Genomic DNA, 11,648 nt, shown 5'->3' on the forward strand with positions numbered 1-11,648 from the left:
GCGTCGGCCCTACCCCCCGCATGCCCACGCAAAGCCGTGGGCATGGCACCCGGCAACTTGGGCTATCTTGTCAAGTCGCGGGGATGAGAAACAAGACGGGATTCACTGGAAGGGTACCCAAGAGCAAAGAACCGTGTGCAGGGGCAACAGCTCACCCGGCCGCAGCGTGGTTCCTGGCTTCGGCGACATCCGGCGTTTAGTTGGAGACGTCGTCGCGACGCCGACCACGATAGCGTTCTGGGTCAGAACCAGATCCCCGAGAACAGCAGCATCAGGCCGCCGACGATCAGGACAAAGAGCGCCCACCAGAGGAGCACGTGCGTATACCAATGCCGGCCAAGGTCGGCGAAGATGTTCAGTTTTCGCCAGTTGAAGGTCAGTTCGTCGGTGACCTGCTCGGGACGCGGGGCGGGAGTCAGCAGGCTGACGATCACGCACGCGACGATGGCAACCAGCCAGGTCACCACCGCCTGGTTGCCGAAAGGTGAGAGCCACGCGGCGACGGGGTCGTGAATCCACTGCTTGTACAGTGCGAGCTTGATGGCGATGGCGGTCAGGAAGCCGAGCAGCACGCCGGCCGAGGCCCCCTGTCCGTTGATGCGCCTGAACAGAATGCCCAGCAGGAAAATCGCGCCGAACGGCGGGGCAAAGAATGCGTAAAGCGTCTGCACGTAGTTGAAGAGACCTCCACCCAGTCGGGCGATCAACAGAGCCAGCAGAATTGCCAATCCCAGGAACGCGATCGCCGCGATACGGCCGGTCCAGACGAGGTTCTTTTCGGAGGCCGTCGGGCGAAGCATCGGCTTGTAGATATCCAGGGTGAAGATGGTAGCGGTCGAATTGAGCACCGCCTGGACCGTGGATTGGATAGCTCCGAACAACGCGGCCAGGAAAAGTCCGCGGATGCCCAAAGGAACGAATTCCTGGAGCATGTGGACGTAGCCCTTGTCGGCCTCGGGCCCGATCTGGTCCCATGGCAGCTTGAGGATCTCGGGGTTTTTGGCGAACAGGATCAACCCGGGCAACACCACGATGACCGGAAGCAGGATTTTCATGTAGCCGGCAAAGACAATCCCCATCCGGGCATGGTACATACTCTTGGCGCCGAGTACGCGCTGGATCATGAACTGGTTGATGACGTTGTACCAGATGCTGACGGTGAAGGTGATGAGGATCAGGCTGGACCAGGGGATGAGCTTGTGGGTTGCCGGTTGAATCACCGACAGGCGGTTGTAGGTCTCCTCGCCCGGAACGATGTTCTGGACGTTTTGGGCGACGGCCTCTGCCCAGATGCCCTCGGTTGCCTGGTTCCGCTCGATGACGGTCTTGAAGCCATCGATGACCGAATGATTGGGTGAAAGGCTCTGCAGGCCGAGGATCGTCACCGTCATGCCGCCAGCCACCATGACAATGACCGTGAACACGTCGGCCCAGGCGGCGGAGCTCAGGCCGCCGTAGATCGCCCAGGCGCCGGCCGCGATCGCCAGGATCGTGACCGCAAACCACAGGTCCCAACCGAACAGCTTCTGAATGGCAACGCCTCCGCCGTACAGTACGCCTGCCAGGAACGCCAGAACGTTGGTGATCACCGTAGCGATGGCGAACGCATTCCGCAGAGTCGGGTTGAATCGTCGCTCCATGAACTCGGGAGCGGTGAACACCTTGGAGGCCAGCAAGAACGGGATGAAGAACCAGATGAGAATGCTGAATGACAGGATGTTGCCCCACTCGAACAAGGCCGCGCAGATGCCGAGCATGAACGCCGCACCCACCATGCCGATGAAGTGCTCGGAGCTGATGTTCGAGGCGATGAACGAGCTGCCGACGACGTACCACGGCAGGCTGCGGCCGGCCAGGAAGTAGTCGTCCGACCTGGACTTCTTCCGCCGCCCGGCCCAGTAGCCGATCATGGACAAGACCACGAAGTAAGCGATGAAGGCGAGGTAATCCCAGCGGCCAAGCTGAAACGACTCCAGGCCTTTCATTGAGGTCTCAGCAATCATGTTGGCTCCCGGTTTGTGGTTCGCGGACGATCGGGACGACATCCTAACGTACCAGGCCTTCGGCCCGAGCTAACGGCTCCTGGCAAGCGCCAGTATTTACCATTGCTGCTGGCCTCTACCTTACCCCCCTACACACACCTCATGCGCACGGTAACATCGAACTAATCCGCTCCCGACAGGTTTCGATCAGGCACGGCAGGGCCTGGCGGTCGAAGGGGCTTTGCCAAACCTGGTATATGTCCAGGTCGTGAAGCTCCGGTGGGCTCAGGTAGCCGCAGCAGCCGTTGACGAGGTTCATGACCACTACCGCTTTCCGGGGGAACATTCGGCGCAGCTCGGTCTGAAACGCCGAGCAGGCCTCGTTCGGCTGGCCCACGAGAATCGCGTCGCCGATCCGCCAGATCCAGGCGGGCATCTGGGTGGTCGGCCCGGAGCCGACCATGTGAACCACGCGCATCTTGCGGCGGATTCGCTCGGCCATGACACGGTCGGAGCACTCGGCCAACTGGCGACGCAGTTCCTCTTCGCTTGGCAGCGGCTTGAGCGGCAACTCGACATCCACCTGCTCGGCCAGCACCACTTTCGACGGGTCGAAGGGCTCGCGGCGCCAGGTGGCCAGGGCGGCGCCCGATTCCACGACGCCCGCATAGGCAAGCTTCGTCCGTGGCGGCAGCATCGACTCCAACGCAGCCAGCACCGCGTAGCCCAGCCTTCGGCCGTTCGATTCGGCGATGGCCAGGTCGCCGGTGTACTGCTCGCGAGGAGCCAATTCCCCCGAAGCCCCTTGGAGAAACAGGCAGGGGGCCTGCTCAGTGTGTGATTCGACCAGCTCGCGCATCGGTCCGACGTAATCGGCCGAGATCAGGCGATTGTCCCAGGCCAGCGTGGTCGGATGGCAGGCGTAATTGACGATCGTGGCCAGCAGACGGCCTTTTTCGTCCGTGGCCCGCCCGACCAGAACAGTGTCGTCGGCCGGTTTCGCCGGGTTGTAGCCGCAGAGGATCCGATTTCGCAGGGGGTCGGGAAGATCACGGTTGGCGGCCAGGTCGCATCGTCCGGTCGTCCAGGAAAGCGTGCCGGGCGCCATGCGGTCCAAGGCCTCTCGTGTCGCATCCATGAGGCTGTCGCGGAGTTGGTGCAGATACTGTTGAATCAGGTTCCCGCCGGGCTTGTCGGCGTCGCCGCTGCACAGCGAGGCACCGGCGTGGGTGTGGATGCACGACAGCATGACCCGCTCGGGACGCAGGCACAACGACTCGATGAGCGCCCCTCGAACCAACCACTCATCCTCGGCCTGCTGCCACCAGCCGAGATCCAGACTGGCCAGAATCAGCGGATCGGGCGAGCCCTGGCCGCGGATCACCAATACCGTCGCAAGTAGCGAGCCGTGAATGCCTTCGGCAGTGTCGTGCCTGGCAGCCCCCCAGTTGCGGGCGTAGATGCCGGAGGGGGGGTCAATTCGTCGCCTGGCCACGCCCAGATGAACTGCCGCAGAGGGCGGCACCTGATCGGCCGGCTCGCTGATCGGTTTGCTACTCATGGCATTTCATTTCCTGCGCAGCTTGCTTGCCCTCATGAACTGCATCCGCGGCACCTGCTCGCAAAGCACACCTCCGTCGATGATCAGGTGCTGCCCGGTCATGTAAGCGCCTGCCCGCGAGGCCAGGAACACCGCCGCGCCCACGCAGTCCTCGACGCTTCCGAAGCGGTGTTGCAACGGTATGTGTTCCTTGTAGTAGTCGAAGAACGCGGGATCAAGTTCGAATTCGCCGGCGATTTCCGTCTCGATGATACCAGGGGCTATCGTGTTGACGGTGATTCCGAAGGGCCCCAGCTCGATCGCCAGCGACTGAGTGAGCAGCTCCACGCCTCCCTTCGAGGCGTTGTAGTGAGCCAGACCGGCCTCGGCCACAAAGCCGTTCTTCGAAGAGAGATTGATGATCCGCCCCTTGATTCCGGCCTCGATCATCCTTCGAGCGATGGCCTGCGTGAGGAAGAACACCGCATCGAGATTGACCGCAAGCACCCGGTGCCAGTGCTCGGGCGTGATTTCCTCGAATCGCTCCAGGTAGGCCATGCCGGCGTTGTTGACGAGGATGTCGATCCGCCCGCAATCGTTCCACACGCGCTCGGCCAAGCAAGCCAGCTTATCCGTCTCAGCCAGATCCTGCCTGTAGATCCACGCCCGGCGACCGAGCTTGCGGATCGCCTCCGCCGCGCCGGCGGCCTCGGCCTCGGCTGCGCGATAGACGATGGCCACATCCGCGCCATGTTCGGCCAGGCCAATGGCGATGCCGCGTCCGATGCCCCGGCTGCCGCCGGTGACCAGGGCAATCTTGCCTGTGAGGTCGAATCGTTCTTTGGCGCTCAAAGACTTGTCCTCCGCTCGAAACGCACATGGTAGACGATGAAAGCTGTCAGCGATCAGCCCCAAAAACTGATGACTGATAGCTGACGGCTTGATTCATCCTTCAACCTTCGGCCCTCATCCTTCATTCTCCCTGACCGCCTCCATCATCTGGTCGAAAAGACGATCGACTTCCTCCCGCGTTTCCTCGTCGAGCTGGAATGCCACCGGACCTCGGACCACGGTGTTGGCGAAGACGCCCTGCTTGACCAGCAGGTACTTCTCGACGGCCAGGAAGCCGTCCAGCCCTGACTGCATTGCCACCAGCGCTGAGATCGGCAGTGACAGGCGGTAGATTCGTCGCTCGTCGCGGGCTTCCAGGGCCCGCCACAAGGCGACGATGCCCTCGATCAAGTCCGCCCCCGGCATGGTCCCGATGATTCCCCGGCGAAAGCTGTCCACGAGGGCGATTCCGCCGCTGCCCTCGAAGACCGCCGCGGTCTCGCCGGTCGCCTCGCGCAGGGCGGAAAGGCGCGGACCGATTGGCGTCGCCTCCGGCTTGAAAGCCACGCGATCGCCGAAAGCAGCTCGTATTCTCGCCAGCAGTTCCACCGGCATCGGCCGTCCGACGTACCCGCTGGCGTCCTGCACGATCACGGGAACCTCCACCGCTTCGATGATTCGCTCATAGTAGCGAAGCACCTCGGACTCGAGCGGCGCGATCGACACCGGCGGGATCGCCATCACGGCATCAGCGCCGACGGATTCGGCCTGTCGGGCGTAGCGCTCGGCCATGTACGTGCTCTCGGCTCCGACGCTGATGATAACCACTCCCTGCTCGCCACCGAGGCGACATGCGTGTTCGGCCAACAGCTCGCGCTCATCGGTGGACAGCCGCAACACCTCTGAGACCATCGCCATGACGATGCCGTCGGCCCCGCAGTCGTACAGCCAGTCAATCTCCCGCTCCAGGGTCACCAGGTCGATGCTCTCATCTTCGTGGAAAGGGGTCTGAAACACCGGCAGTACACCTCGAAGGGAGCGAGGTTTTCGCGGCGGGCCGGGGGGTGTGTCTTGCATCGCGGCGTCTCCTGACAAGATAGCGGACGACATTCTACTATGCTTCACCCGCCTTGCCACCCTTGCCAAACTCCGGTGCGTGGGTATCCTCTGGATGCTCTTGTTTCGGCCTTTGCGCAGACCACAGAGCCTTTGTGAGAAGCCGCAGGGCCGGGTGGTAGGGCAGGGTCAAATCCGCGGCGGCGGACGAGGCCTGCCATATATTCATGCTTGAATCGGCAGGTCTCCGCCGCCTTTGGCGGCTTCGACCACGCCTTACGCTCTGCTCACACATGCTCTCAGATAGAAAGGGACGCCAATGAACCGTGAATTCGCACTGCGTACCGTCTCCGAAAGAGTTGTGACCGTCGTCGCTGCCACAATAGCCTTCACCGCCTTGGCCGGTTGCAGCCAGATGGTCCGGCCGGCGGAAAGCGGTGGTCTTGGGGCGCCGACCAACCTGCGATGCGAGTACCTGGTCAACCCGCTGGGCATCGACATCACCACCCCGCGCCTGTCGTGGGAGGTGAACGATACTCGCCGTGGGGCGATCCAGACGGCGTATGAGATTCAGGTCAGTACGGCCCCGGATATGGGCGAAGTCACGACCGAAGTCGAGGCCGGCGCAGGTGTGCTCGGCAAGGATGCGGCTGTCAAGCGGTCCTTCGCCGGCCGGTCCCGAATCACGGACGTGGATCGGAGCAAGCTCGTCTGGAGCAGCGGCGTCGTTAAATCCAGTCAGTCGACGCACGTGGTTTACGCGGGCAAGCCGCCGGTCAGTGGGCAGCGGTACTATTGGCGTGTGCGAACGTGGGATGCCGACGGCGTAGCTTCGCAGTGGTCCCCCCCAGCCTGGTGGGAAATGGCCTTGCTGAAACCCGAGGACTGGTCGGCCAAGTGGATTATCAGCCAGAGGCCTGCCGATGTCGACGCCGCCTTGAAATGGGGCGACTGGATCTGGAATGCCAAGGCGGTGGAGGAAGACAGAACCATTTTTGTGCGCAAGTCGTTCATTCTGGACGAAGCCGACCCGGTCAAGAGCGCGCGGATCAAGATCGCGGCCGACGACAATTTCACCCTGTTCGTCAATGGCCAGCGGGTGGGCAACAGCTCCAGTTGGCAAGTGGCCCGTGTGTACGAACTTGAGAAGTACCTCAGGGCGGGCAAGAACGTGATGGCGATACAGGCCCACAATGGTCCGGGCCAATGCGGTCTTCTTTTTGCCGCTCAGGTCACGCTCAACAGCGGCAGGATGATGGAACTCCGCAGCGATGCGCAGTGCAAGACGGCCCAAACCGAACAACCCAACTGGACTTCGCCCGATTTCGACGATGCGGCGTGGGAGCGCACCATTGTCGTGGCCAAGTACGGCGATGAGCCGTGGAAGGAGATCGGCGAGGCTCCGCCGCCTCGCCACGCGGTGTGTATGCGGAAGGAATTCACGGTCAAGGGGCAGATCGCGCGGGCTCGGGCGTACGTGTCAGGGCTGGGTATCTACGAATTGCGACTCAATGGCCGGAAGGTCGGTTCGGACGTGTTCACCCCCGGCTGGACGCATTACTTCAAGCGGGTCCAGTACCAGACCTACGACGTAACCGGGATGCTCAAACCGGGCCCCAATGCCGTCGGGGCGATGCTGGGCAACGGCTGGTGGAGCGGCGGACTGGGATGGAAAGGGTCGGACCAGTACTCCCAGGGCGATCTGCGACTGATCTGCCAGATCGTCATCGAATATGCCGACGGCAGCCGCGAGACGGTCGTCACCGATCCCACGTGGCAATCATACATGTCGCCGATCAGCCGCAACACCTACTATCACGGCGAGACCTATGATGCCCGGTTGGAACAGCCCGGATGGGACACACCCGGTTTCGACGCCGGCAAGTGGTGGAAGACGGCCGTTCTCGAAGAGAAGTCGGCGATGCTGGTTGCCCAACGCGATGAGACGATTCAGATCACCGAAGAAATACCGCCGATGCAGATCAGCGAGCCACAGAAGGGCGTGTTCATCTTCGATTTCGGCCAAAACGCGGCCGGTGTGGCGAGGCTCAAGGTTGAAGGCGCCCAACCGGGAGCCGAGATCCGTCTGAGATTTGGCGAGGAACTCGATCCGAACGGGCGGCTTTACCGCGACAATTACCGTTCGGCGGAGGCCACCGATTACTACATCTGCAAGGGCGGCGGGGTGGAGGTCTGGGAGCCGATCTTCACTTACCGTGGTTTCCGCTACTGCGAGGTAACCGGCCTGCCCAAGCCACCCACAAAAGCCACGCTGACTCATCGCGTCCTGCACACGGCCGTGCCTCCGGCCGGCAGCTTCCGGTGCTCGAACTGGCTGATTAACCGCATCCTGAAAAACGTAGAATGGGGCTTGCGCTCCAATCTCCACAGCGTGCCCACGGACTGCCCGCAGCGCGATGAGCGGCTCGGCTGGATGGGTGACGCACAGGCCTTCGCCCATACCTCGTGCTTTCTGCGGCACATGGGTGCGTTTTACACGAAGTGGATGATCGACATCACCGACTCACAGGGAGCCGACGGAGCGACCACCGATGTCTCGCCCGCCAAAGTGGTGACCGACGCCGCCAAGCCAGGCTGGGGCGATGCCATTGTGATCATCCCCTACACCGTCTGGCGATTCTACGGCGACACACGAATCATCGAAGAAAACTACAAGGGCATGGCCGCGTGGGTCGAGTACATGAAGACCCACGGCAAGGATGGTCTGTACGAGAGAGCCGGATATGGGGACTGGGTTCCGGTCGAGAAGTCACCCACCGAGTGGATCGGCTCGGCCTACTACTTCTACTGCAGCAAGCTGATGTCAGAGATGGCCGCCGCGATCGGCAAGACCGACGATGCATGGAAATACCACGACCAAGCGGAGGCCATCGCCAAGGCTTTCAACGACAAACACCTGAACAAACAGACCAACAACTACCTGACGGGTACCCAGACGTGCAACATTCTGCCGCTGTATTTCGGCATAACGCCGCCGGATCGGACCCAGGCGGTGTTAAACAACATCATCAAGGACATCATGGCCCGCGGCGATCATCTGTCGACCGGGTTCCTGGGGACGACGTACCTGATGGCCCTGCTGCATGAAACGGGGCACAATGACCTGGCCTGGCGACTGGCCGTGCAGACCAGCTACCCGTCCTGGGGTCACATGATTCTCAAAGGGGCGACGACCATCTGGGAACGGTGGGATACGGACAAGCAGGGGCCGGACATGAACTCTCGCAACCACTTCGCCTTCGGTACTGTTGCGAGGTGGTTTTATGAGGCGGCGGCGGGAATCAATCTCGACCCGCAGGTTCCGGGGTTCAAGCGCTTCATCGTCCGGCCGGTCGTTGTGGGCGACCTGACGTGGGCCAAGGCCACGTACCCGTCGATGTACGGCCAGATCCGCAGCGAGTGGAAGCGGACCGACAAGGGGTTGACCTTAGAAGTGACCATTCCGGCCAACACCACGGCGAAGGTGTACGTTCCGCTGCTTCGCATGACGAGGTTTTCGGTCACGGAGAGCGGAGTCCCCGTTCTGACGCCGCAGTCCCACGTACCCGGTGTGCGGTTCGTCCAATTGCAGGACGATGTTGCCGTGCTCGATGTCGCCGCGGGGCGATACCGGTTTGTCGTTGAGGCGAGGTAAAGAGAACCACAAGGGGTGCCCTACCCCATTTCCAGGCGGGTGAGCGATGATCGTGGCGAGCAACGGGCACGCGACCAGATCAACATACCGCAGCGTCCGAGGCCGGAACGATTCGCCGGAAAAGCGGGGGCGGGAAAGGATTCCTGCGCCAGCAGACCGCTGACATGGACACGACTATCCTTCTCGTTTTTGGGTTTGTGTATGTTGGCATGATCCTCGGGCGGTTTCCCGGTCTGGCCATGGATCGGACGGGCATCGCCCTCATTGGCGCGATCATCCTGTTGGCCGGTGAGCGGATCGAATTGACGGACGCGTGGCGCGCCGTTGACGTGCCGACGATCGGCCTGTTGTTTGGGTTGATGGTGTTATCCGCCCAGTTTCGTCTCGGCGGAATGTACACGGCGATCACTCGGCGCATGGTTGCGGCCGGGATTTCACCGCCGGCGTTGTTGGCTGTCGTCATTGCCATTTCCGGTTTGCTGTCGGCCCTGCTGGCCAACGATATCGTTTGCCTGGCCGTCGCTCCGCTGCTGGTCGAGAGCTGTGCCCGACGGCGGCTCAACCCTCTGCCGTTTCTGCTGGGATTGGCGTGCGCCTCGAACATCGGGTCAGCGGCCACGCTGATCGGCAATCCGCAGAACATGCTCATCGGGCAGAAACTGCGGATGTCGTTCGGCGGCTATCTGCTTGACGGCCTCGTTCCAGCGGTGTTGGGTTTGGCCGCTGCATGGGCCATCCTGGTCCGGCAGACCCGCGGCCGATGGCAAGGCGAAGTGCGGTTGCAGCACGTGGAGGCGCCGCGATTCAACCCGTGGCAATCCGGCAAAGGTGTGGTCATCCTGATTGCTCTTGTCGTTGCTTTTCTGGCGGCGCCGATCCCCCGCGAACTGCTTGCGCTAGCCGCGGCGGGGATTATCCTGACCAGCCGCAAGATGCACAGCCGACGAATGCTCGGCCTGGTGGACTGGGAGTTGCTTGTCCTGTTTATTGCTCTGTTCATTGTCAACGAGGCGTTGGAGTCGACCGGGGCCCTGACCTTGGTCATTGAGCGACTCAACACCATGCACGTGGACCTTGGCAACATGGGCTGGTTGTTCGGGATCACGGCGGTTTTGTCGAACCTCGTCTCCAACGTACCGGCGACGATGCTCCTGCTCCCGGCCGCCTCGACCCACGGTGATCCTCATCTGGCCGGGTCAGTGCTCGCCCTGTCGAGCACGCTGGCCGGCAACCTGTTCATCGCCGGCAGCATCGCCAATATCATCGTGGTGAACCAGGCCGAGCGGCTGGGCGTTCACATCGGTTGGCGCGAGCACGCCCGCGCCGGCGTACCGGTCACGCTGGCCACGCTGCTGATCGCCGCAGGATGGCTGGCGCTGCGGTCGCTCATGTAGGATCATCACAGGGGACACGGTGGCGCCGGCCACGGCGAGCATCCGCCGGTGCCGGCTTTCGCCAATACGCCGGTGCCGGGTTACAATGCCACCGCATGCGGCACCGCCGAATTCTGACAGAGTTGCTCATCTACGCGGCCGTGCGGCTCGCGGCGATGGTATTCCAGATGTTTCCCGTGAACTGGAATCTGGCCACTGCCCGGCGCATGGTTCCCATCTGGTGCCGGATCATGCCGCGGCACCTGAATCGGGCCAGGGAGCACCTGCGGCTGGCCTACGGCTCGCAGTTGTCTGCCAAGGAGATCGACCGGATCGCGTTCCACTCGCTTGAGCAGATGTCCATGATGGCCATGGAGTGCCTGTTCACCCCGCGGCTGATCAACGAACTGACCTGGCACCGGTACATCCGCCTCAACGGCATCGATAAAGCCCTTGACCGGCTGCTCAGGGGGCAGGGGGCAATCTTGGTCACCGGCCACTATGGGAGCTGGGAACTGGTGGGTTTTGCCTTGGCCGCGTTAGGGTTTCCGCTGACGGCGGTCATGCGGCCGTTGGACAATCCCTGGCTGAATGAGTTCATCTTGGGCATCCGGGCCAAGCGCGGCTTGCACTTGCTGTACAAGAAAGGGGCATCGCGATCGGCCGGTGATGTGCTCGAATGCGGCGGCCTGCTGGGCTTCATCGCCGACCAGAACGCCGGCCGCAAGGGCGAGTTCGTCGACTTCTTCGGACGGAAAGCGTCAACTTACAAATCTATTGGCCTGCTGGCCATTGAGTACAAGGTTCCGATTCTGGTCGGCTACGCTCGGCGACTGAGCAACAGGTTTGAGTACGAGGTCGGCTGCAACCGGATCATCGAGCCTCACGAATGGGCGGACAAGGCTGATAAGCTCCACTGGGTCACCCAGGAGTACACCAGTGCGATTGAGCGGTTCGTCCGCCAAGCGCCCGAGCAATACCTCTGGATCCACCGCCGCTGGAAAACACGGCCGAAGGACGAGCAGGCCTGACAAGCCCGGCCAGGGCGTTGCTCCCTTGCCTTGACACCTTCCCCGACCCCGCCCGTTCATCTTGGGGCCTATTGTCTGATTGTTGCCAAGTCTGTGTCCTTCCGGCCAAGGACATGGGCGGGATTGGGAGGTTGGGCGAGGTGTTCGGGGTGGAACGGATGACGGGAAACTGGCCACGGT

7 protein-coding genes are annotated in these 11,648 nt (G+C 62.3%); 3 read left to right on the top strand and 4 right to left on the bottom strand.

What is annotated here, in order from left to right:
- Positions 1-242: 242 nt before the first annotated feature.
- The 4 genes from PLL20_19870 to PLL20_19885 all read right to left on the bottom strand — a co-directional run bounded on the left by PLL20_19870 (position 243) and on the right by PLL20_19885 (position 5,430).
- Positions 243-2,003: a sodium/solute symporter gene (locus PLL20_19870; GenBank protein HPD32258.1), complete on the bottom strand. Its 1,761-nt coding sequence runs from the start codon at positions 2,001-2,003 to the stop codon at positions 243-245.
- A 139-nt stretch (positions 2,004-2,142) separates the two neighbouring features.
- A complete protein-coding gene (locus PLL20_19875) occupies positions 2,143-3,543 on the bottom strand; it encodes a neutral/alkaline non-lysosomal ceramidase N-terminal domain-containing protein (GenBank protein HPD32259.1) in 1,401 nt (466 codons plus the stop codon).
- A 6-nt stretch (positions 3,544-3,549) separates the two neighbouring features.
- Positions 3,550-4,374 carry a glucose 1-dehydrogenase gene (locus tag PLL20_19880; protein HPD32260.1) on the bottom strand — a complete coding sequence of 275 codons (825 nt, stop codon included), beginning with the start codon at positions 4,372-4,374 and terminating at the stop codon, positions 3,550-3,552.
- Between the two features lie 114 nt (positions 4,375-4,488).
- The gene (locus PLL20_19885; protein ID HPD32261.1) at positions 4,489-5,430 is read right to left on the bottom strand and encodes a dihydrodipicolinate synthase family protein; all 942 of its coding nucleotides are present in this window, start codon (positions 5,428-5,430) and stop codon (positions 4,489-4,491) included.
- Between the two features lie 298 nt (positions 5,431-5,728).
- Here PLL20_19885 and PLL20_19890 point away from each other — a divergent pair, with 298 nt between their 5' ends.
- The 3 genes from PLL20_19890 (at position 5,729) to PLL20_19900 (ending at position 11,468) form a co-directional block, all read left to right on the top strand.
- Positions 5,729-9,064, top strand: a complete 3,336-nt coding sequence (locus PLL20_19890) for a family 78 glycoside hydrolase catalytic domain (GenBank protein ID HPD32262.1) — start codon at positions 5,729-5,731, stop codon at positions 9,062-9,064.
- A 164-nt stretch (positions 9,065-9,228) separates the two neighbouring features.
- Positions 9,229-10,458 (top strand): anion transporter, encoded by a 1,230-nt coding sequence (locus PLL20_19895; protein ID HPD32263.1) that lies wholly within the window; start codon positions 9,229-9,231, stop codon positions 10,456-10,458.
- 95 nt (positions 10,459-10,553) lie between these two features.
- The gene (locus tag PLL20_19900; protein ID HPD32264.1) at positions 10,554-11,468 is read left to right on the top strand and encodes a lysophospholipid acyltransferase family protein; all 915 of its coding nucleotides are present in this window, start codon (positions 10,554-10,556) and stop codon (positions 11,466-11,468) included.
- The last annotated feature ends 180 nt before the right edge of the window (positions 11,469-11,648 follow it).

This window comes from Phycisphaerae bacterium (assembly GCA_035384605.1).
GTDB lineage: Bacteria > Planctomycetota > Phycisphaerae > UBA1845 > PWPN01 > JAUCQB01.